Origin of the sequence: Adhaeribacter swui, assembly GCF_014217805.1 — a bacterium.
GTDB lineage: Bacteria > Bacteroidota > Bacteroidia > Cytophagales > Hymenobacteraceae > Adhaeribacter > Adhaeribacter swui.
In genome coordinates this window covers 5,007,457-5,029,413 of record NZ_CP055156.1, presented here as the reverse complement: position 1 = coordinate 5,029,413, position 21,957 = coordinate 5,007,457, and the positions used below count along the sequence as shown (strand labels likewise).

Sequence of the window (21,957 nt, the reverse complement as noted above, 5' to 3'; positions counted from 1 at the left end):
AATTTAATTTCTATTTTATGATTGCCCCTGGCGAAAAATGGCTAATAAACTGTCGCGCTTTTTCTTTTCGTCGAGGCGTAAACTATCGCGTTTTAATTTATACAAACGATACATGGTACGCCGTACGCCCCACATTGCTTTTATGTTTTGCGGTTCCCGGGAATATACCCATTGGTAATAAGGGAGCGCTTTTTCATACGCTCCTAATTTTTCATAGCTTTCCCCCAGAACCATGTGGGCTTCAGGTAGTTTTTTTAAAAATTTCATGGCTTTCTCCATTTGCTGGGCTGCCAATAAATACCGGTTTTTATTAAAATCCAGTAAGCTTAATTTATAGTGGGCAAGATATAATAAAGAATCGTATTTTACGGCATTCTGATAGCTATAATAGGCGCTATCCAGTTGTTTGCGGCGGTTAAAATGCTCGCCTTGGTAATACCATAAATACGCATTGGTAGAATCATGTTTTTGCCCGGCCCGCAAATAAGTTAAAGCATTAACTTCATCTTTTTGGCTGAGGTATATTTTTATTAACTGATTATAAGCTTCTATTAAATCGGGGGCTCGCCGAATGGCCGATTTGAAATTTCGAATGGCGGCTACCGAATCGTTGGTTTGGGCTAAAGCCAAGCCGCGGTAAAAATAAATATATTCGTTTTCAGGCGATTCTTCCAGCGCGTCGTTTAAATATTGCAGCGCAAACTCATATTTTTTACTAAATAGGTAAAGCTCTCCCAAAAGAATATCCAGCTCAGTGCTTCTAAAATTTAAATCTTCGGCGCGCACCGCTGATGAAAGTGCTGCCGGGTAATTGCCCATGTCCCTTAAAATTTGAGCTTTCCGGAAATAGTACTCTCCTCTTTCTTCGTCTTGCTTAATGGCTTGTTCTATATCTTTTAGGGCAGCCGCATTGTTTTTGGCTTGCAAATAAAACTGCGCTCTTTTAAAATAATGGGTCGCATTTTGCGGATCACGGTCAATGGCGGCACTTATTTCTTTTAGAGTATAAGCTGGGTCGTACTTAACTTTACGGAAATCGACCATTTTGTCCTGGCTTGGTTCCGGAGAAGAACAGGACAAAAAGAAAATTACCCCAATCAAATATACATGTTTCTGCCGGATCATATTCCTGAAGTTACCAATACCGAAGCAGCCGCAAAAATACCAACAATTTTTAAGTTTTTTGTTACAAAAAGCAGGAAGGTGCATGCTGCAATTACTTTAGATCGAAATAGCATATTATTTCAATGTGTTACTTTTAAAAATTTGGCACATAAAAAAAGCCAGTAAAAACTGGCTTTTAAATTTAAAAAGTTCTAGTGGAACTAGCTTGGGCTAAGTTCGTTTAGCATTACTTTGCAACGCCGGCTTAATTCTAAATCTTCGGAGGTAATAGGCTGTAGTTGCGTTGCGTTTTGTAATACCGCAATACTTTCATCAATCTCTTTTGTTTCGCGGTAAACAACGGCTAAATCGTAATAATAAGTTAAGTTGTTCGGATCTAGTGCAATTGCCTTTTTTAAGGCAGAAACAGCTAAGGCATTGCTAGCTTCTGTTTTGGCGCAGCCGTTTAATATTTTTGAAATAGTACATTCCAAAATATTCAGATTAGCTACTTTAAAATGCCACCTCCCCAGTAATTGCCAGGCATTGGCATTTTTGGGATTAGCAGCCAACGATTTATCCAGGTAAGATTTAATAGTTTTTAAATTTCCGATGCGGGCTTTTGCTCCGGAAACAAACGAAAGATTGGAAATAGCCAAAGCCATAACGTAATTCGATTCCGAACCGTGTTTATTTACTTCTAACGCTTTTTCGGCGAAATTTTTGGCTAATAAAAAATGCTCACTTTTCTGTGATTCATCGGAATACCGCAAACCAATCCGGGAGTGCAATAAACTTATTTTATAAAGGGCTTCGTAGTGGTGCGGAACTACTACTAAAACTTCTTCAAATTTTTGTAATGCCTCCGCATCTTTATACTCGCCTAATAACTGATTAGCTTCCCGGACTAATTCATCGGAGGCGTTAAATGAAAAGGCCTGGTAACAACACAACATCATTACCAGCCACACTCCCGCAAATTTGTTCCAGACCTTTATCATGGCATTAAAAACGTTACTTTTTAAAATAAGTTAAGTTGTCTTTTTTTAGGTTTCTCTTCTGTTATACTATTTTCTTCTACGGTATCCACCGGTATCAGTTTTTCAGTATTTTGAGAAACTAATGGTACTTCAGCAAGTTCGGCTGGTGAGCTAACCAAAGACGTAGTCTTAACAGCGCGGCGCGGAGTTAATCCTTTAACCGGTTTTGCTTGTACTTCATCAACGGCTGAGTTGCTTAGACTTACGCTGAATATTTTGAAGTAATTTAAACGATTGCCCGTAGCTTTCCAACCTTTTACGTCAATAAATGCACTTAATAAAATAGTTTCAACTTCTTTCTCGGATTTTTTATCTCTCTGAAACTTGATTTCTACCTGCGGTTCCGGATGGGCAGATACCGTTAGCAGTTTAGAACCTTTGTTTTCACTGATAAATACAAATTTTTTACCAATAGTAGAAGTCTCAATTTTGAAACGTTTAACGTAGGTATTTTTATTTTCTCCGTCGTAATGAACTGCCGAGATAACGCCTTCCGGATCAAACTTTTGGATAATTTCGATATTGGCAACATCGTAATGGTTGGTTAACTCAAACGTAGTTTGCTCATAAGAACCATCTTTGTAAATCACCAGAATTGTATCATCGGTATTAAAGGAGCCCAGGTACCGTCCGCGCGACTCGGTGTTTAAGCGGCCGATTACTTCGTCGTAATAAATTTCCCGGCCACCTAAAGTAGATTCGCCCCGGCTCTTCTGCACTATTTTCTTCACCGGATATTTAGTAACCATATTGCCCATAGAACCTTTGCCTTTAATCATTAATTCGGCAAAATCGAAATCAAAAGATTTTACCCGGGCCGTAGAAGCCGGCGTTAAGGTAATGTTTACCACTTCTGATTCGCTGTTGGGGTTGGCGGTTAAATAATGTACTTTGGTGCCTTTATTCCCTTTGGTTAAATCGTATTCTTTATCGCGGGTTATACCGGTTACCGAGAAACGTTTAGCATAGGAAATACCGGTTTTGCCATCTACGTAAATCATGTTGTACACCATGTGTTCATCATTTTTATTGTAGATACCGGCGTATATAATATCCTTGCCCACAAAAGTTTTTTCAGCAATTCGAGTTACCCGGAACTTGCCGTCTTTGGTAATGGCGATAATATCATCCATATCCGAGCAATCGGTCACAAACTCTACCGAATCATCTTTTTTCAAACCATAACCCACAAAACCATCGGCCCGGTTTACGTACAACTTCTGGTTAGCAATAGCTACCTTCTGCGCGGTAATTACATCAAACGTGCGAATTTGGGTTTTGCGGTCGCGGCCGTTACCGTATTTTTTTAAAAGATTTTCGAAATAAGTAATAGAGAAGCGAATGATGTTAGCCAGATTATCGGCCGTTTCGGCCATTTCCTCTTCCAACTTTTTAATGTATTCATCCGCTTTAAAAGAATCGTATTTTGAAATTCGTTTAATTTTAATTTCGGTCAGGCGCAGAATATCATCTGTGGTAACTTCGCGGCGTAACAATTTTTTAAAAGGTTTTAAACCTTTATCAATGGCTTCGAGTACGGCTTCCCAGGTTTCACATTCTTCGATTTTGCGGTAAATGCGGTTCTCGATAAAAATTTTCTCCAACGACGACATGTGCCATTTCTGGTCCAATTCCGCCATCTTAATTTCGAGTTCCCGCTGCAATAAGTCTACCGTTTTCTGGGTAGAAATTTTAAGTACTTCCTCTACGGTTAAGAAATGGGGCTTATCATCGATGATCACGCAGGTGTTCGGCGAAATGGATACCTCGCAATCGGTAAAAGCATACAGCGCATCAATGGTTAAGTCGGGTGATACACCGGGCGGTAACTGCACGTGAATTTCTACATTGGCCGCCGTGTTATCGATTACCTTCTTAATTTTAATTTTATTGTTTTCGCTGGCTTTTACGATAGACTCCATCAACCCAGTGGTAGTGGTACCGTAAGGCACATCCCGGATAATGAGTAAGGTTTTATCTACTTTCTCAATGGTAGCCCGGATGCGGATGCGACTTCCCCGAGCTCCCCCTTTGTAATCCGTAACGTCCACCATCCCGGCCGTTGGGAAATCCGGGAAAAGCTGAACTGGTTTTTTCTTTAAAACATCAATAGATGCCCGGATCAGCTCTTTAAAGTTGTGCGGCATTATCTTGGTAGATAAACCAACCGCAATACCTTCTACACCCTGCGCCAGCAAGAGCGGGAACTTTACCGGCAAAGTAACCGGCTCATTTTTCCGGCCATCATAAGAGGCCTGCCATACGGTAGTGTCGGGGTTATAAACTACATCTAAGGCAAATTTAGATAAACGGGCCTCTATGTAACGAGCCGCCGCCGCACTGTCGCCGGTGCGTACATCGCCCCAGTTACCTTGCGTTTCAATTAATAAATCTTTTTGGCCCAGATTTACAATGGCATCCCCGATAGAAGCATCGCCGTGCGGGTGGTACTGCATGGTTTGCCCGATGATGTTGGCTACTTTATTAAAGCGACCATCATCCATCTCTTTCATGGCGTGCAGAATGCGGCGTTGTACGGGTTTTAAGCCGTCTTCAATGGCGGGTACCGCCCGTTCCAGAATTACGTACGAAGCATAATCCAGGAACCAGTTTTGGTACATGCCGTCAACGGCTGTAATTTCGTGTATCTTTTCTTCGCCGTCAAACGGTTCTTCTTCGTTTAACAGCGCATCATTTTCATTTTTTATATTAAGCATAAACTTCCTCTTCTACGTCCTCAACAATGTCTTTTTCTACTTTGAGGTTATCAATAATAAAATTCTGGCGCTCCGGCGTGTTTTTACCCATAAAGTAGCTCAGTATTTTCTGGATTGAAGTTTCGGTATTTAAAATTACCGGCTCTAAACGAATGTTATCGCCAATGAATTTACCAAACTCGTCCGGTGAAATCTCGCCTAATCCTTTGAAACGTGTAATTTCCGGGTTCTTGCCCAGCTTTTTCATGGCGGCTTGCTTTTCTTCTTCGTTGTAGCAGTAAATGGTTTCTTTTTTGTTGCGTACCCGGAACAAAGGCGTTTCCAGAATAAATAAGTGACCATTTTTTACTAAATCCGGGAAAAACTGCAAAAAGAACGTGAGCAACAGCAAACGAATGTGCATGCCATCCACGTCGGCATCGGTAGCAATTACTACCCGGTTGTAGCGCAAGTCTTCCAGGCTTTCTTCAATATTTAAGGCGTGTTGTAAGAGGTTAAATTCTTCGTTTTCGTACACTACCTTTTTCTTTAACCCAAAGCAGTTTAACGGTTTACCCCGTAAACTAAATACGGCTTCGGTATCTACGTTCCGCGATTTAGTAATTGAACCACTCGCCGAATCACCCTCGGTAATAAACAAAGTGGAAAGCAGGTGTTTTTCGTTTTGCTCATCGGTAAAGTGCACGCGGCAATCACGCAGCTTACGATTGTGCAGGTTGGCTTTTTTAGCGCGTTGGTTAGCTAGTTTTTTAATACCGGCCATATCCTTACGCTCCCGCTCGCTCTGCTCAATGCGGCGTTTCATGGCATCAGCTATTGCCGGATTTTTGTGCAGGAAGTTATCCAGGTGTTCTTTTACAAAATCGTGAATATACCCGCGCACTGTTGGGCTATCCGGACCCATCTGAATAGAACCTAGTTTGGTTTTAGTTTGAGATTCGAAAACCGGCTCTTGTACCCGAATGCTGATAGCGCCTATGATGGAAGCCCGAACATCCGAAGCCTCGTAATCTTTTTTGAAAAATTCTTTAACGGTTTTGGCCACTGCTTCGCGGAAGGCGGCTAAGTGAGTACCACCTTGGGTCGTATACTGCCCGTTTACAAAGGAGTAATATTCTTCGCCGTATTCATCACCATGCGATAGAGCTAGCTCAATGTCTTCGCCTCTTAAATGAATAATAGGATAACGCAATGACTCTACATCGGTCTTGTGGGTAAGTAAATCTTTTAGGCCGTGTTCAGAATAGTATTTCTGGCCGTTAAAGTTTATAGTTAAGCCGGCGTTCAGATATACGTAATTTCGGATCTGGTTTTCGAGATATTCCGGGATAAACCGGTAGTTTTTAAAAATAGTATCGTCCGGCACAAAGGTTATTAAAGTTCCGTTGCGCTGATTGGTTTCAATTACCGGATGATCATTTATTAATTCGCCGCGTTCAAATTCGGCAGTTTTCATCTGGCCATCGCGCACAGATTGTACTTTAAAGTAACTGGCTAACGCATTGGTGGCTTTGGTACCTACCCCATTTAAACCAACTGATTTCTGAAAAGCTTTGCTGTCGTACTTACCGCCCGTGTTAATTTTACTCACGCAGTCGATTACTTTACCCAGCGGAATACCCCGGCCGTAATCACGAACCTGCACTTTATGATCGGTAATTTTAATTTCAATAGTTTTACCGTTCCCCATTACGTATTCGTCGATGGAGTTATCGATAATTTCTTTTACCAGAATATAAATACCATCATCCTGCGAGGAGCCATCGCCCAGCTTACCAATGTACATACCGGGCCGGAGCCGGATGTGTTCGCGCCAATCCAGGGAGCGGATACTATCTTCGGTATAATTGTTTGTTACTTCAGCCATTCTAAAGAAAAGGTGTTATAAAAAAGATTTAAGGTTAAAGTAAAGAAAAAAATTTATAACCCCGAAAGCGAGGCACGTATAAGGCCTAGAGGTTATGTGTTAGAAATGCTAATAACATTTGCATTATAAAGCAAGAATTGAGTTTCTGTTACTTGTTTAAGGTAAACTAATTTTACATCTTACAGGTTCAATAAAAACCCTATTTGTTAGCTGTATTACCCTACTTCATAAGCTAAGAGCTAACATTTATTTACCTAAATTTAGCTAATTTTCCTGGAATTTAATTCACTTAATGCTAAATATTTTACTAAAAAATGGAAATCTCCTTCCCTAAGTACTTTAAGTACACTATTATTTTATTGGGTCTGGTTTTGCTGATTTGGTTTTTGCAAACCTTTAAATCCATTCTGGTTCCTATTTGCTTTTCGGGCTTATTTGCGTTGTTGCTGGTGCCACTTTGCGAACGACTGGAACGTTGGCGTTTCCCGCGCCCCTTAGCTATTTTGTTATGTATAATTTTAATTATTGCCTTTTTAGCCGGTTTAATCTGGTTGTTGTCTTCTCAACTAGTCAGTTTTATTCAGGAGTTAACAACTTTATCGGATAAAGTAAATGAGTACATCCAGAAAGTTCAGGTGTTCTTGCTGAACAACTTTGGCATTAAGCCCACTAACGGCCGGGAATTTATTACCAAAAACATGGGCACTTTGCAGCAAACCGGTACTACTATTTTAACCGGCACTTTATCTTTAACCACCGGCGCCTTAAGTGTACTTACTATTATACCTATTTACATATTTTTTATGCTGTACTACCGGGAGCACTTCCGGCGGTTTATGTTTAAGTTTATTACCCGCGACAAACGGTCTACGTTAATGCAAACCATCGATAATATTCAAAAAGTGGTAGCTAGTTACATTACCGGTCTGCTGATTGTAATCGTGATAGTGGCCATTCTGAACATGATGGGATTGATGATTATGGGGGTGCCATACGCGGTGTTTTTTGGTATTTTTGCTTCGGTGCTTACCATTATTCCGTACATCGGTATTTTAATTGGTGCTGCCTTGCCGGCTCTTTATACCCTGGTATTAACCGGATCTTTGGTGCAGGCCTTGGTGGTAATTGGTATTTTTGCTTTTGTGCAGTTCCTGGAAGGTAATTTTATTACGCCCAATATCACCGGCTCTAAAGTAAGTATAAATCCTTTTGCCGCTATTCTGGCATTAATTATTGGGGGCGAAATCTGGGGGGCAGCCGGTATGATTTTGTCGATCCCGATTATTGCCATTCTTAAAGTTTTATTCGACGCCTACGAGCCTTTAGAACCATTTGGCTTTTTGCTCAGCGACATTAACAACGATTCTGATAAGCCCAATGTATTTGCTACTTTGTCCGATAAGGTGCGAACAATTCTAAACTTAAAAAAAGAGAAAGAGCAACAAGATAAAGCCACGAAGTAAAGCAGAATTTTTAAAATTTTTTCTTTTTAGTAATTATAAAATCAGGCAAATGGAAAACTAGCTGCAGTGGCTTTCCGGTACATTGTAAAATTTTTACTTACCTGAAAAGTAGCATATAACCTGGATGCTACTTTTCTTGTTTTTACCGGTTTATGGGTTTCCAGATTTTAAAAATTTGAAATTCCTTTAGTAAATGCCAGTATGTTTAGTAATTTTAATGGCTTGTGCTAAAATATTTTAGCTCTTCCTTAAACAGACTAGGTTCTTTTTGAAACTAAGCAACTAAAGCAAATTGTTATTAAACATAAGCTAATTACTTAAAACTAAACATAGCCCCTTTGTACGCTATTATCGACATAGAAACCACCGGTGGTCAACCCACGCAGGACCGGATTACGGAAATTGCTATCTTTATTCACGATGGTAACCAGGTGGTAGATCAATACAATACTTTAATCAACCCGGAGCGGCCCATTCCTTTTTTTATTACCCAACTTACCGGTATTACCGACGATATGGTGCGGGAAGCGCCTAAATTTCATGAGGTGGCTAAAGACATTGTGCAGTTTACCGAAGGCAAAGTATTTGTGGCCCACAACGTACGCTTTGATTATTCTTTCATTAAAAAAGAATTTGCCGATTTAGGTTTTAATTACCAGCGTAAAACTTTGTGTACCGTACGGTTAAGTCGCTCGCTTATGCCGGGTTTACCTTCTTATAGTTTAGGCAAACTGTGCAAGAGCATTGATATTGATTTGCAAATGCGCCACCGGGCCATTGGCGACGCCGAAGCTACCGCTAAATTATTTGATAAACTGATTAAGATTAATGAGCAAGCCATTGTAAACTCCGGCGATGCACTAATCGAAAAAAGCAAGAAGTTTATCACGAATGAGATGCGCACCTCGCTTTTGCCGCCGGCTATTTCGCGGGCGCAAATAGATGCCTTACCTGAAGTGCCCGGCGTTTATTATTTCTACGATGAGCAAGGCGAAGTAATTTACGTGGGCAAAAGCATTAACATTCGTAAAAGAGTAACCCAGCATTTTAACATTGATGTAAAAAGCCGGAAGTCGATTGAGTTTAAGAACCGGATTACGGATATTTCTTACGAACTGATGGGCAACGAATTAGTGGCTTTGCTCTTTGAATCGGATGAAATTAAACGCTTGAAACCTTTTTATAACCGGCAGCAGCGGCGTAGCGTGTTTAGCTCGGGTATCTATACTTACTACGACCAGAACGGCTACAAACGTTTAACTTTTCAAAAAGTATCGCCCGATAATCCGCCCATTATTGCTTTAAGTAATCATTTTAAATCAAAAGATTTTTTGTACCACAAAGTGGCTAAGTATAACTTGTGCCAGAAGTTATGCGATTTGTACAAAACCAAAGGCGCTTGTTTTGATTATCAGGTACACCAATGCAAAGGCGCCTGCGTAAACCAAGAACCGCCCGAAGAATACAACGCCCGGGTAGATCAGGCCATTGAATCATTTACCTACGAGCACGACTCTTTTGTAATTGTTGGCAAAGGCCGTGAGCCCGGCGAACGTACGGTGGTGTGCGTAGATAATGGCCGGTACGTTGGTTTTGGGTTTGTTGACGAAACCTTCTCGGCTAGCAATATGGAAGATTTTAAAAGCGCCGTGAAACCGTTTAACGATAACAAAGATATACAACAAATTATCCGGGGCTTTTTACGCACCAAACACCGCGATAAAGTTATTGTTTTTGATTAAGTAATTGAGATTGATTTAAATAGAACAGTAGCGGGACTAAAAATCTGATTTTTTAATCCCGCTACTGTTCCATAATTTAAAAACCTATACGCGTTAAGATTGCGATTGCGCCAAGGCGCTTTTCAGCATTTCAACTACCATTTTCTCTGTGGCCGACAGGTACGAATCTGTAAACTCGTCGGCGTCGTGTTTTTTTAAATAATCGAGCAACTGGTCGCTTTTAAAAATTTCCAGGATTTGCGGATGCACGTAGTACTTACTGCAAACCGTAGGCGTGTTACCCAAACCTTTAGCTACAATTTTAAAAGCATTTTTAATTGATTTTTCTTTTTCCAACTCCGGATTTTCGTCGAGTAATTGCTCCAGGCATTCTACCATTAGAACAGTGCCGCCCCAGGTCCGAAAATCCTTAGCTGTGAAATCGTTGCCGCTAATTTCCTGAATGTAGCTGTTTACCTGGCCGGAGTCTAAAGTTTGCCGCGAACCATCCGGATCGTAGTATTGAAATAAATCGTAGCCCGGAATGTCTTTGCATTTTTTTACGAGTCGGGCTAAACGGCGGTCCTTAATGCCAATTTCGTGGCTTACTCCTTTTTTACCCACAAACTGAAATTTTACTTCATCGCCCTCAATAGCTACGTGTTTATCGCGTAGCGTAGTTAAGCCATACGATTTATTGGTTTGGGCGTAGTGCCGGTTCCCGATCCGGATCAAAGATTGATCGAGCAAGTTGAGCACAATGGCTGTAACTTTACGTTGATTTAAATCCCGGATTTGTAAATCTTTTTCAATTTGCTGCCGCATAGTAGGTAAAGCTTCGCCGAAAGCAATCATGCGGCTAAACTTGGTTAAACTGCGGGTATTGCGCCACTCCGGGTGATAAATGTACTGTTTGCGACCTTTCTGATCGCGCCCCGTTGCCTGAATGTGCCCATTGGGCGAAGTACAAATCCAAACGTTTTCCCAAGCCGGCGGAATAATTAGCTTATTAATCCGTTCTATAGTTTTGGAATCCGTAATTTTTTCGCCTTTGATATCCAGGTAAGTAAAACCTTTGCCGCTTTTTTTCCGGGTAAAACCTTTACGAGTGTCGGGTATATAGCGTAAACCGGCTTCTGCCGCCGATTGCACCGGATCGGCGTATATAGTATGTACATCTTTTTCTTCCATCTGCTTTTAATTGCGTCATTTTCTTTAACTGACTTCCGGAATAAAAGTTATGCACCAGCGGCCATGTCCATTTTTTTAAAATATTTATTTTGCGTAAGGTTAAAAATTAGCTTGGCTAAGGTTGGTTGATATTTTACTTTTGCCGGCTCTTTCGCCAAAACGGAAGGCATAATGTAAGCCTGCCAAAATCCATAAATCTGAACTAAACAGGTTTTAAAGCGGGTGCGTAAAGAAGGCAAGTAATTATAAAAAAGTAATGACCTATAAAGGAGCTTCGTTTTTAGTACTGTTTTGGGGGATAATTAATTTGCTGATTAGCGGTGTAGCCTATTATTATATGGGTTCGTTTTCGCAACCGGTACTGGTACCCGGCATTCTGGCCGGCGTGTTGAGTTTTGGCTTGGGGCATTTCTTAAATCGGGCGCATACGCTGGCTTTTATATTAGCCTTAGTAGCCAGCTTTACGTTTGTATTTTGGTTGGGCTGGCTTACTTCTCAAGCTTTAACGCAAGAACAAAACTACATTTTCCCGGATGCCTTGGCTAATCCATCACGCAACGTTTATTTTTTGGTTTCTTCGGCCATGTTAACCAGCACCGTTCTGGTTCTGTTGCTTTTAGGCGTATTCTGGAAATCGATTTACCTGAGTTTGCAAAATAAAATGTAACCTAACCCTTAGTGTTGACATAGTGGTGATACAACATTCAAGAAACTTATTTTTTAAAATTAGTTTTTTTTACAACGCAAAAGGCCGCAGAAACATAAACGTTTGCTCCTAAAAGTGGCACAATTTTTTAATTATAAAATAAGCTGTGCTTATGATTCAACTTTCATTTTGCTTTCAATCATGATTCAATTTTTTAAAAAATGTTCTTTTTTCGGTTGCCTGGTGGCTGGTTTAGTGGTAAGTGGCTGTGCCGAAGATAAAAACGGCGACCGCTTAATTTTTTCGATTGAAGATGATATGCGTTTAGGTGCCCAGGTGTCGCAAGAGGTAGATTCTACTTACCGGGCTAAAGGTCAGTTACTCGATCCGGCCAATCCGGCTAACAAAGCCGCCTACGATCATTTAAACCGCATTGTAAACCGTATTTTAAGTTCCGGCAAGGTTAGCTACCGCGATGAGTTTGTCTGGGATACCAAAATTATTAAAGACGACAATGTACTAAATGCATTTGCCACGCCCGGCGGGCATATTTACGTTTTTTCCGGATTAATTAAATACCTGGATAACGAAGACCAGTTTGCCGGCGTGCTGGGCCACGAAATAGCCCATGCCGATCAGCGCCACTCTACCAAGCAATTACAACGGCAGTATGGTTTATCTATACTTTTATCAGTCGCTTTAGGTAATAATCCGGGCACTTTAACCCAAATTGCTACCAGTTTAGCCACTCTTAAATTCGACCGCAACGCCGAAACCGAAGCCGATAAATATTCGGTGGTTTATTTAGGTGGTACCAATTATTACGCGTGCAATGGAGCCGCTGGTTTTTTTGAAAAAATCTTAAAAGAAGAACAACAAGGGCGTACGCCGGAGTTTTTGAGCACGCACCCCGACCCAGGTAACCGGGTACAAGCAATTAATAACAAAGCGGCGGCTGATGGCTGTAAAACGCAACTTTCTGGCGCCACCACTTACCAGGATTTTAAAAATAGCCTGCGGTAAGCAACATAACCCCTTTTACTAGTCATGCGTAAATCCTGAGATAGCTTATTCTCAGGATTTTTTTATACCCATGTCAGACTGGAAAACAACTTTTGTAAATTACCTGGGGCAGGTAGAAGAAAAATTTGATGATCTTACCTACCGCCTCCGGAAAAGGCTGAATTACTTTAACCCAATCCAGATTGTGCCTTACCGCAGCTACGGCACCCCCAATCGCCTATATATTAAAGGCCGTGTGCTAGAAAATAAAGGCATTGCTCAAGCCGGTGATAAAGACACGATCTTAAATAACCTCTTGAATATGTACAAGCGGTTCGAGAGCGACGAAGTAATGGATGCCCGCTTGCAAGTAAAGTTTCAAGGCCAGACGCACGAAATTATTTCGGACCGCGAAGGTTATTTTGTTATTAATCTGGAGCCACCCACTCCGTTGCCCTTAGATAATGTTTGGCACGAGATTGAAGTGGAATTAGTAGAAGCGCAAATACCCTATACTCCCGGAATTAAGGCTACCGCTGAAGTACTAGTGCCCCCACCGGATGCCGAATATGGAATAATTAGTGACATTGATGATACGATTATTCATACCAGTGCGTACAGCGCATTGAGTATGTCGCGCGTGGTTTTTTTAAATAATGCACGCACACGCTTGCCTTTTGCTGGGGTTTCGGAGTTTTACCGGTCGTTGCAGTTGGGCCGCAACGGCAAGCGCAATAATCCTTTTTTTTACGTTTCCAGCAGCCCTTGGAATTTATACGACTTGCTCAAAGATTTCCTGGATTTAAACCAAATACCAGCCGGCCCTTTGTTGCTCCGCGACTTTGGCTTAATGCAAAATAAGTTTATGGGAGGTAGCCACATGGGCCACAAGTTTAAAGAGATTCAAAATATATTGCTTACCTATCCGGAGTTAAACTTTGTATTAATCGGCGACAGCGGCCAGGAAGATGCCAATATTTACCGCGAAGTAGTAAAACAATTTCCGACGCGCATACTGGCTATTTACATCCGCGATGTGCAGTTGCCCGACCGGGAAAAAATGGCCGTAGCGGTTTCGGAAGAACTAAAAGGCCACAGCGTACCCATGTTGGTAGTGGATAACTCGGTAGAAGCTGCTGAACATGCTGCTCAACTCGGTTTAATTTATCAGGAAGCCTTACCCGAGATAGAACACGAAAAAGACAAAGATAAAGGCCTGAAACCTGGCAAAGAAACTGCTGATTTGTTCGGTAGTTGATTGGTTGAAAAGTTGGAAGATTGGAAAGTTGAAAGGTTGAAAGTTGTAAGACTATAGCGATGTACTAATGCATCGTATACCTTAATATTAACTGAGATTTAAGAGAATTATCACATAACAATTTAAGAAAATTTAAAAAAATCAACTTTCCAACCTTCTAACCTTTCAACTTTCCAACCTTTCAACCTTCTAACCAAAAAACTATATCGCCCCTTGCATTAGTAGCTTAACACTGGTGGTGCCGCCCATTTGGCGCATGTTGCGTAGTATTACCCGCCGCTTTTTTAAAGTAAAAGCCGACGGATTTTTTACAGAAAAACGGATGGGGTTGGGCAACACCGAGGCAATTAAAGCCGCTTGCGAAGCCGTTAAGTTTTTGGCCGAAGTATTAAAATATTTTTGGGCCGCCGCTTCTACCCCAAATACCTGATCGCCGGTTTCAGCAATATTAATGTACACTTCCATTATCCGGTGCTTGCTCCAGAAAATTTCAATCAACATGGTAAAGTAAGCTTCCACCAACTTCCGGATGTAGCTGCGGCCGTGCCATAAAAAAACATTTTTCGCTACTTGCTGACTAATGGTACTGCCGCCCACAATTTTCTTGCTTTTCTGGTTTTTCTGAAAAGCCCCTTTCATAGCTTTATAGTCAAAGCCGTCGTGAGTCATAAATAACTGATCTTCGGCTGCCATAATGGCTAAAGGCACGTTTGGGGCTACGTCTTCCAGGTTTACAAAATTGTAGCGAATACGCGGGTTAGCTTTTTTTGCCTGGGCGGCTTTGGCGCGCCGCTCAATCATGTGCAGGGTAACGGGCGGCGTAAACCATTTGTATACCAAAACCCACAAAATGCTTAATGCAAATAAAATCAGGATTAGCTTGAAAACTAAATCGCGAAAAATTTTAAAATTTAAGGCCATTACTCAAAATTACAAAGTCTATTTTATCCTTGTTACTTATAGCTGCAACTTGTTTTCTGTTTAACAAAATAAATTAAGCTTAACTTTTAAAAGCAAAATTAGTTAAAACTAAAACAGCACACTCCCTTATCCCTATTATGACACAATTTCTACCTTTGTTTCCTTTAAATATAGTAGTATATCCCGGCGAAAAGTTAAACCTGCACATTTTTGAACCGCGTTATAAACAACTCGTACACGATTGTTTTGATGCGGGTAAACCCTTTGGCATTCCGCCATTTCTTAAAAAAGGTGTAAGCGAGATTGGCACCGAATTAATTATTAGCGCCATTGATAAAACTTATCCGGGAGGCGAAATGGATATTAAATGTAAAGGAGGCAACTTGTTCCGGATAGTAAATTTTTATCGGGCAATGCCCGGTAAACTATACGCCGGCGGCGAAATAGAATATTTAACCGACGTAGACGATGAAGACCCGATTCTTAAAATTCAGATTAAAGAAAAGATACAGCACCTGTACGAAATTTTAGGTTTGGCAACTTTATACCTGAATTTACCGGATAATTTTAAAATTTATGACATAGCGCACCAATTGGGGTTATCTGTGGAACAAGAATTTTTGTTACTGCAACGCCGACGCGAAAGCGAACGGCAAGCTATTGTTCTGGCGCATTTAATTGCTATTCTGCCGGTTGTGGAAGAAACCGAGCGCTTAAAAGATCGGGTTAAGTTAAACGGACATTTTAAAAACTTAACTCCACCCAATTTTTAAATTTTTAGGCTATGCCGTTTAAAGTTTAACCTACGCACATGCACCCACCTGAATATTGGCTACCAGCTTTACTACTGATTGTTTTAACATTAGGCATTTACACTTGGTACCGCGAACGTAAATTGCGCTACAAACCTTATTATAAAGTTAAAAACAATACAAACAGCACCGAATCCTATCCGCAGGTAAAACCCAAACATAGTATTTGCCTGGTAGGCGATACTGGCAATATAACCGATCCGGTGCATGATCCGGTAGCTAATTTGATAAATACCTGGCTAAACGAAAACGCTACCAACGGTACTTTAATCTTTTTAGGCGATAACGTTTACCCGATTGGTTTGCCGCCGGTGGGCCATAAAACCCGGGCTATTGCCGAAAAACGATTAAAAGCGCAGTTAGATTTAGTGCGGGAATATACCGGGCAAGTTTTTTTTATCAGTGGTAATCACGATTGGAACAAAGGCCGGAGTAATGGTTTAGAGTACGTGCTCCGCCAGGAAGAATACATCACTAAATATTTAAACCGGCCCCATTGTTATTTGCCATCCGGAGGCTGCCCGGGTCCGGTGGTGCGGCATTTATCCGAAGGGGTAATGCTAATTTTTATAAATACGCAATGGTGGGTGCAAAAAGGAATCCGGCCAATTGGTAAAACCTATAATTGCAGCACCGAATCCGAAGCTGATTTTTTCCGGCAGTTAGAAGATCTTTTGCAATTATACCCCCACAAACAAATTGTTATTGCGGCACATCATCCTTTGTACAGTAATGCCATGCACGGGGGAAAATTTACATTAAAGCAACATGTTTTTCCGTTAACGGCAGCCCATAAAAAGTTTTACGTACCCTTGCCATTAGCCGGATCTATTTACCCGGTTTACCGCAAATTGTACGGTCCGGAAGAAGATATGTCGAACCCGCGGTACCGACGGTTGCGCAAAAGGCTGCTCCGGCTATTCCATCAGCATAAAAATATTGTTTACGCCTCAGGCCACGACCATAACCTGCAGTATTTTGCCATTAAAAACAACCATTATTTAGTAAGCGGCTCGGGTTCTAAAACAGCATTCGTACAAAGCGGCGGCAGGGCTACTTTTGTTCACGAAAATAAAGGCTTTTTTGTGCTGGATTATTTCGAGCCAGATAATATTTGGTTGAGTGCCCTGGAACCGGCGCCAGCTAATGCCGCAGATAAGTACATTATTGCTTTCCGGAGAAAAATAAATGCTATATAATGGTTTATTCGGCTGGCACTACTACCCGCAAGCTTTTAGGAAGTTGTTTGATGGTAATTTTTTTACCTAGCTCCACTACTTCCCCATCAATCTGGGCCAGCGTATCGGTGTAGTTGTAAATGGTGGCTTCGCGGCACGATAAAATACGGGTGAACTCTGAATTTTCCGGCGTTTCGGCGTACAAGTTGTACATGATTTTAAAGGCGGCCATTTTGGGGAAGGACTCAATCAAACAAATTTCAAATATGCCATCGTCGATTACGCCATTAGGATTTATTTTTACGTTGCTGCCAAATGCGTTCGAATTGGTAATGGTAATCATAAAAGCTGCTCCTTCAAAAACTTCCTGGTCGGTTTCTACACGATATTCGTGACATTCGTAATCTAAATATTCCTGTAGCGCAATAAAGGCATAGGTTTGTGGTCCGCGGCTTTCGGCCTCGCTGTACCGGGCTACTACTAAGGCATTAAAACCTAAATCGCTGATATGAAAACATGGATGGCCGTTTAACTCTAAGGTATCAATAGCTTTAATGGCGTGGTTTGTAATTAAAGTTAAAGCTTCTTCTATGGTTTGCGGAATACCTAAATCCTTAGATAAACCATTACCTGAACCAACCGGAATAATTCCCAGAGGTACATCTGAATTTTTAACTACCCGGGCCGTTAAACTTACGGTACCATCTCCGCCCGCCGCAAATACAGCATCGGGTCCATATTCCGATAATAAATTTTTTAATTTTTTAAAATCGTCTTCGCCGGAAGTTTTATAAATTTTAAATTCTAGTTGGTGGCTACGGCCATATTGCGCAATAGCGTCTTCTAAATCACTTTTATCTACATCGCCCGAAATAGGATTAATAACAAACAATAGCTTTTTAAAGCGCGAGTTGGCCGCCATATAAGTTAAGTATAAGAAGTATTTAGTGCTATGTACGATTTAAATGCGAATCGGGTATTATTAAAAAGCAAGCAAGAAATCAGACGAAAGTTTTAAGAAATTAACTGGTAAACTTAAACTAAAGTTTTAGCTTGAAGTTGAACAACTTATCATTAAAACGTTAATATTTAAAATTTAAATTTATTTTTTGTTACAGGCGTTTTATTTAAGTATTTGTTAGAGGCTTGGTACTATCAAAAGAAAATAAAACAGCGCAGATATCCAAATGGCATTTGTTGGGCTCGTAACATATCCCCCGATTTTAAGTTTTTTAAAAATTTTCTTTTTCCAGAGGTATTTAGTGGGCAATAAAAAAGGAGTTACTCTAGAGTAACTCCTTTTTGCTGAATGTTAAGTTCTAAATTCTACTCTACAATTAACTTTGTTTGCGTTTGGCCAGAATTAGCTCTGCCTTGTAAAATATACAAACCTTTATTTAAGGGTTTAAAGGTTGCTAACTGGGTAGAAGCCGTACCACGATCATCTGCAACAGCCGATTTAACCTCTACTGTTTGGCCGGTTTGGCTAAATAAAGTAAAGGTAATTTCTTCCTGCGGATTTAAGTTAGTAGCTTCTACCGATACTTTGTCGCCGCTGGTAGGGTTTGGATATACGATAAGTTGCAGACTAGTATTTTCCTGAATTTCCTGCATCGGGTTTCCTTCAATGGTTACCGAAGAACTGGTGGACGACGCTGATTGTGCTCTAAAGATTTCTACGCCGCATAGAGCTACCCGATTGGCAGTAGGATTAAATTTTAAACTTAAGTAGCCATCGCTCACGTTTACGGCAAAATCTTTTACTAAAGCCGACCGGTAACCAACTTCTTTATGAATATCGAAATTAGATAACCGGGTTTGTCCTTCAATGGCAATGTTAAATACCCGGGCTCCATCTGCAGAAAAATAATTTTCGGCAAAATGTAAGCGTACGTAATAAGAGCCCTTCGCTAGCGGAATTTCTTCGCGGGTTTCGGCCAAGTTGGTGGCGGCAGATAAATACGTTTGATATAAAACATCCTGATCCGTAGCGGCAATTGGGCCTGGCTGAACCTGACTATCTAATTTAATAGAGCCTTTCCGGTAATTTTTATCTGCTTCCCAAACTTTACCCGCAATAGTTACGTTGGCATCGGCCGCCCCTTTCACGCGTTTTACCACGTTAATGGCAGTGCCTGATACGTTGCCAATGCCGTAAAGCGGCACCCGGAACGGAGAGCCAGCACCATTGTGATACACCAGCAAAGCCGCATTTTTAATACCTTGGCTAGAAGGTTTAAAATTAACTTTAAAGCTGGTGCTGCCTTGGGCTGCAAGCGTAGTAGATAACGATCCAATAGTAAATTCCCCTTTGTTAGGGCCGGTAAGCGCTACACTGGAGATTTTAATGCTGGTACCCCCAGATTTTGCCTGATTTTTTAAACTAACCGATAGAGTTTTGCTGCCACCATTATTTACTCCCCCAAAATCTAAAGAAGAAGGTGTAGCCGCTAACTCCGAAGCATTTAGTCCGGCATCGGGTTTTATATTGGTTACGTAATATAAATTATCCTGGTAGTCGTAATTGGTAGCTTCGGTACCCAGATAATCGTTGGCTATAATGTAGGTATTAGGTACAATAACACCGCTCGAGTTTTTTACTTTCCAAATCCGGAGCCCAATTCGGCTTTCAAAGTTTTTAGAACGGTCGGAGTTTGCCGTTCCTACTTTAAACCCAAAAGAGCCCGATGGACTAAAAGAACCTTTGGCTAACTCCGTAGTGGAATATCTTTTTCTGGGCAACAAAGATTGGCCATCCAAAGGGTTATGGGTAAACAAAGTAGTAGTACTATTAGATCCTTTAGGATACCATTTAAAAGACTCGATAGAAGCGCAGCAGCCATGATAAGCAGCTATTTGCAGTACGGTTACTGGCTTGCTTGCATCTGCCCGGGAAAAAGTAGCAGATATAATTTCGTCCGAATTCGGAACCACGGCCGTTCCATCATTGGTACCATCATTGTGACCAAAACCAACTACCGATTTAAAGTTAAAAGCATTAATAATTTCTTGGGCATAAGGTTCGCGGTTACCTTCACCCGCTCTTTGGTATAAACCGTGTAGCTGCACCACTTTCGACGGTGTTACTTTATCGTTGGAGGCGATGGTAAGAGTATGATGAACTACTTTTACCCGTTTGTCGAGGCTTACAGCAACAAATTGTACCGTTACATCAATATAACTACCGGCTGCGATAGAGATAGGCAATGCTTTAGGCGGTGTTACTTTCCAGGCAGCGGTATTCGATAAAGTTAATTTACTAACAGTAAGGCTGCTCGTTCCTTTGTTGCTGATGCGTAACTTTATTTTATCGTGGTTTTCGTTGTAAGGTGTATAGGTGCCATCTGTGTTGGTTCGGCGCCAGGGGTACTGAATCCGGGAAAAAACCAGCTCATCGTTCGCTGGAAAGTTATCGGGATTTTGAACCGCAATGGTTTGTGCCTGCGCCGCATTACTGCTTAGCAGTTCCGTAAGCACCGCCGCCCCAATTACCAGAGAGGTAATTAGTTTTGATTTGATTAGTGAAATTAAAGTATAATTCTTTTTCATGTAGTATAATTATAACAGGTTAGTAGTTTGTATTATCACGGGATTGCCATTTCGAGAAACTAGAAATCGGCAGTGGTGGAGTGTTTCATAGATTATGCAGAAAGCTAAGTAGATAGCCTTAACCAATATCTTTATTAAAACTTTCAAGAAACTATAATCGGATAATTGTTAAGAGAAATAAATCCTAAGAACAAGTGAAGTGATCTTGAAAGTATGCAGATGTATGTTTTGTAATATGTTAGTTATAAGGTATTTACAATATTTAGTGAAATTATTAAATTAAATCTTAAAGAATTTATGAATTTTACGTATAACAATTGAATTATGCAAACATTGAATTGAAAAATTTCTTAAATTATATATTAAAAAAATTTTACTCAACTTAAGTACAACAGCATGAAATTATTTAGATGATAATTTATTTTCAAAACTATCTATTAGATTTAAAAAAAGGTTGTCTTAAAAAGACTATGATTACTGGCTAGGGTGCTTACATATTATATTCTTACTGGTATTATTCTAAGATGTAAGACGTTGTTTTTTTTAGATGGGTTGCCTTTGATACCGGCTTTTTTAAATTTTAAAATTACTGCGGCAAAATGATTGGTATATTCCATTACGCTACTTGGCATAAAAGTATTTCTGCTGATTGATAATAGCTGCCTTTTCAACACAAAAATCAGGTAAAAAGCTAAATCACTGAACAGCAGACGATCCTTATAAACTCGCTGTGATTAGTTTATGTCGGAAAATTTTTTAATTTTTAAAGTAAGTAATTAACTAAAATGTGGTTATGCTTAGTAGTTTAAATTAAAAGTTTATGCTGTAGTTAACTTGATCTTAAGTAGTAAAAACCGGGAGATTAAATAAAAGTATCGCTTTATAAGGCCAATGCTTTCCCAACTAACCTTTGCGTTTCTGGTGGCATGTTCAGGTTTAATGCCATTTCTTGGCCTCGCGGGGTCATTTTACGCCAGGTTTTCTGAATAACATCCACTACTTTATCTTCGTTGTGCTGTTGGGCAAAATCTAGAAAATAGTTTTCTAAAAATACCAGGCAAATCACATCTTCCAGCAATTGCACCTCTTCGTCTATTTTTAATTGTCTTTTTAAAATTAAAAACTGTACGCGTTCAATCGTGTTTACATCGTAGCCTGTTTCCTGCAATACTTCCCCCGCTAAATCAGCGTGAAACTTGCGAAGGCTGTTGCGCCATTTGTTGTAACCGGCTAAATCCATGGGATAATTACTGCGTGGAATAGTCCAGCGACGCAGGTGTTGGCTACGCACCGCCAATTGCAATGGCTCAGAAGGTTGGGGCTCTACTTTAAAAAGCCATTCGGTCATGCGCATGGCGTATACCAGTTCTTTCGGATACATTTTTCCTTTATATTCTTCGGTGTGCGGGTCTTCGCTGTTTAAAGCATCGAACCGCGCAATAGCCGCATTAAATCGCTCCTGGTCTTGTACCATTACCATTTTATTTA

General features: G+C 40.6%; 16 protein-coding genes. 7 read left to right on the top strand and 9 right to left on the bottom strand.

All coding sequences use genetic code 11. The annotated features are described in order from the left end of the window. Positions 1 to 15: 15 nt before the first annotated feature. The 4 genes from HUW51_RS20820 to HUW51_RS20805 form a co-directional block, all read right to left on the bottom strand. Positions 16 to 1,125, bottom strand: coding sequence for a tetratricopeptide repeat protein (locus HUW51_RS20820; protein ID WP_185271533.1), 1,110 nt, complete (start codon positions 1,123 to 1,125; stop codon positions 16 to 18). Positions 1,126 to 1,325: 200 nt separating this feature from the next. Beyond that, positions 1,326 to 2,105 carry a tetratricopeptide repeat protein gene (locus HUW51_RS20815; RefSeq protein WP_185271532.1) on the bottom strand — a complete coding sequence of 260 codons (780 nt, stop codon included), beginning with the start codon at positions 2,103 to 2,105 and terminating at the stop codon, positions 1,326 to 1,328. 20 nt (positions 2,106 to 2,125) lie between these two features. After that, a complete protein-coding gene (locus HUW51_RS20810; RefSeq protein ID WP_185271531.1) occupies positions 2,126 to 4,861 on the bottom strand; it encodes a DNA gyrase/topoisomerase IV subunit A in 2,736 nt (911 codons plus the stop codon). Next, a complete protein-coding gene (locus HUW51_RS20805) occupies positions 4,854 to 6,728 on the bottom strand; it encodes a DNA topoisomerase IV subunit B (protein WP_185271530.1) in 1,875 nt (624 codons plus the stop codon). The genes HUW51_RS20810 and HUW51_RS20805 overlap by 8 nt, the downstream gene beginning before the upstream one ends. Before the next feature lie 314 nt (positions 6,729 to 7,042). Here HUW51_RS20805 and HUW51_RS20800 point away from each other — a divergent pair, with 314 nt between their 5' ends. Then, positions 7,043 to 8,191 (top strand): AI-2E family transporter, encoded by a 1,149-nt coding sequence (locus HUW51_RS20800; RefSeq protein ID WP_185271529.1) that lies wholly within the window; start codon positions 7,043 to 7,045, stop codon positions 8,189 to 8,191. A gap of 338 nt (positions 8,192 to 8,529) precedes the next feature. Further along, positions 8,530 to 9,933: an exonuclease domain-containing protein gene (locus HUW51_RS20795; RefSeq protein WP_185271528.1), complete on the top strand. Its 1,404-nt coding sequence runs from the start codon at positions 8,530 to 8,532 to the stop codon at positions 9,931 to 9,933. 93 nt (positions 9,934 to 10,026) lie between these two features. Here HUW51_RS20795 and HUW51_RS20790 read toward each other — a convergent pair whose 3' ends face one another. Next, positions 10,027 to 11,103, bottom strand: coding sequence for a DNA topoisomerase IB (locus HUW51_RS20790; RefSeq protein WP_185271527.1), 1,077 nt, complete (start codon positions 11,101 to 11,103; stop codon positions 10,027 to 10,029). 256 nt (positions 11,104 to 11,359) lie between these two features. Here HUW51_RS20790 and HUW51_RS20785 point away from each other — a divergent pair, with 256 nt between their 5' ends. The 3 genes from HUW51_RS20785 to HUW51_RS20775 all read left to right on the top strand — a co-directional run bounded on the left by HUW51_RS20785 (position 11,360) and on the right by HUW51_RS20775 (position 14,009). Continuing rightward, a complete protein-coding gene (locus HUW51_RS20785; protein WP_185271526.1) occupies positions 11,360 to 11,770 on the top strand; it encodes a hypothetical protein in 411 nt (136 codons plus the stop codon). 180 nt (positions 11,771 to 11,950) lie between these two features. Further along, positions 11,951 to 12,772 (top strand): M48 family metalloprotease, encoded by an 822-nt coding sequence (locus HUW51_RS20780; protein WP_185271525.1) that lies wholly within the window; start codon positions 11,951 to 11,953, stop codon positions 12,770 to 12,772. Between the two features lie 70 nt (positions 12,773 to 12,842). Beyond that, positions 12,843 to 14,009, top strand: a complete 1,167-nt coding sequence (locus tag HUW51_RS20775; protein ID WP_185271524.1) for an App1 family protein — start codon at positions 12,843 to 12,845, stop codon at positions 14,007 to 14,009. A gap of 201 nt (positions 14,010 to 14,210) precedes the next feature. On the opposite strand, the gene mtgA is transcribed toward HUW51_RS20775, so the two are convergent. Beyond that, positions 14,211 to 14,930 (bottom strand): monofunctional biosynthetic peptidoglycan transglycosylase, encoded by a 720-nt coding sequence (gene mtgA, locus HUW51_RS20770; protein WP_185271523.1) that lies wholly within the window; start codon positions 14,928 to 14,930, stop codon positions 14,211 to 14,213. Between the two features lie 137 nt (positions 14,931 to 15,067). On the opposite strand from mtgA, the gene HUW51_RS20765 reads away from it, so the two are divergent. Next, positions 15,068 to 15,703, top strand: coding sequence for an LON peptidase substrate-binding domain-containing protein (locus tag HUW51_RS20765; RefSeq protein WP_185271522.1), 636 nt, complete (start codon positions 15,068 to 15,070; stop codon positions 15,701 to 15,703). 38 nt (positions 15,704 to 15,741) lie between these two features. After that, a complete protein-coding gene (locus HUW51_RS20760) occupies positions 15,742 to 16,941 on the top strand; it encodes a metallophosphoesterase (RefSeq protein WP_185271521.1) in 1,200 nt (399 codons plus the stop codon). Positions 16,942 to 16,945: 4 nt separating this feature from the next. On the opposite strand, the gene HUW51_RS20755 is transcribed toward HUW51_RS20760, so the two are convergent. The 3 genes from HUW51_RS20755 to HUW51_RS20745 all read right to left on the bottom strand — a co-directional run bounded on the left by HUW51_RS20755 (position 16,946) and on the right by HUW51_RS20745 (position 21,949). Next, on the bottom strand, positions 16,946 to 17,842 hold the full coding sequence (locus tag HUW51_RS20755) for a diacylglycerol/lipid kinase family protein (RefSeq protein ID WP_185271520.1): 897 nt from the start codon (positions 17,840 to 17,842) through the stop codon (positions 16,946 to 16,948). A gap of 404 nt (positions 17,843 to 18,246) precedes the next feature. Next, positions 18,247 to 20,469, bottom strand: a complete 2,223-nt coding sequence (locus HUW51_RS20750) for a malectin domain-containing carbohydrate-binding protein (RefSeq protein WP_185271519.1) — start codon at positions 20,467 to 20,469, stop codon at positions 18,247 to 18,249. Positions 20,470 to 21,349: 880 nt separating this feature from the next. After that, complete coding sequence (locus HUW51_RS20745) at positions 21,350 to 21,949, bottom strand: DUF4202 domain-containing protein (RefSeq protein ID WP_228466797.1); 600 nt, start codon at positions 21,947 to 21,949, stop codon at positions 21,350 to 21,352. Between the last annotated feature and the right edge of the window lie 8 nt (positions 21,950 to 21,957).

Coding starts and splice junctions, on each gene's coding strand:
- HUW51_RS20820 (WP_185271533.1), bottom strand. CDS start 1,125: ATGATCCGGCAGAAACATGTATATTTGATTGGGGTAATTTTCTTTTTG.
- HUW51_RS20815 (WP_185271532.1), bottom strand. CDS start 2,105: ATGATAAAGGTCTGGAACAAATTTGCGGGAGTGTGGCTGGTAATGATG.
- HUW51_RS20810 (WP_185271531.1), bottom strand. CDS start 4,861: ATGCTTAATATAAAAAATGAAAATGATGCGCTGTTAAACGAAGAAGAA.
- HUW51_RS20805 (WP_185271530.1), bottom strand. CDS start 6,728: ATGGCTGAAGTAACAAACAATTATACCGAAGATAGTATCCGCTCCCTG.
- HUW51_RS20800 (WP_185271529.1), top strand. CDS start 7,043: ATGGAAATCTCCTTCCCTAAGTACTTTAAGTACACTATTATTTTATTG.
- HUW51_RS20790 (WP_185271527.1), bottom strand. CDS start 11,103: ATGGAAGAAAAAGATGTACATACTATATACGCCGATCCGGTGCAATCG.
- HUW51_RS20785 (WP_185271526.1), top strand. CDS start 11,360: ATGACCTATAAAGGAGCTTCGTTTTTAGTACTGTTTTGGGGGATAATT.
- HUW51_RS20780 (WP_185271525.1), top strand. CDS start 11,951: ATGATTCAATTTTTTAAAAAATGTTCTTTTTTCGGTTGCCTGGTGGCT.
- HUW51_RS20775 (WP_185271524.1), top strand. CDS start 12,843: ATGTCAGACTGGAAAACAACTTTTGTAAATTACCTGGGGCAGGTAGAA.
- mtgA (WP_185271523.1), bottom strand. CDS start 14,930: ATGGCCTTAAATTTTAAAATTTTTCGCGATTTAGTTTTCAAGCTAATC.
- HUW51_RS20765 (WP_185271522.1), top strand. CDS start 15,068: ATGACACAATTTCTACCTTTGTTTCCTTTAAATATAGTAGTATATCCC.
- HUW51_RS20760 (WP_185271521.1), top strand. CDS start 15,742: ATGCACCCACCTGAATATTGGCTACCAGCTTTACTACTGATTGTTTTA.
- HUW51_RS20755 (WP_185271520.1), bottom strand. CDS start 17,842: ATGGCGGCCAACTCGCGCTTTAAAAAGCTATTGTTTGTTATTAATCCT.
- HUW51_RS20750 (WP_185271519.1), bottom strand. CDS start 20,469: ATGAAAAAGAATTATACTTTAATTTCACTAATCAAATCAAAACTAATT.
- HUW51_RS20745 (WP_228466797.1), bottom strand. CDS start 21,949: ATGGTAATGGTACAAGACCAGGAGCGATTTAATGCGGCTATTGCGCGG.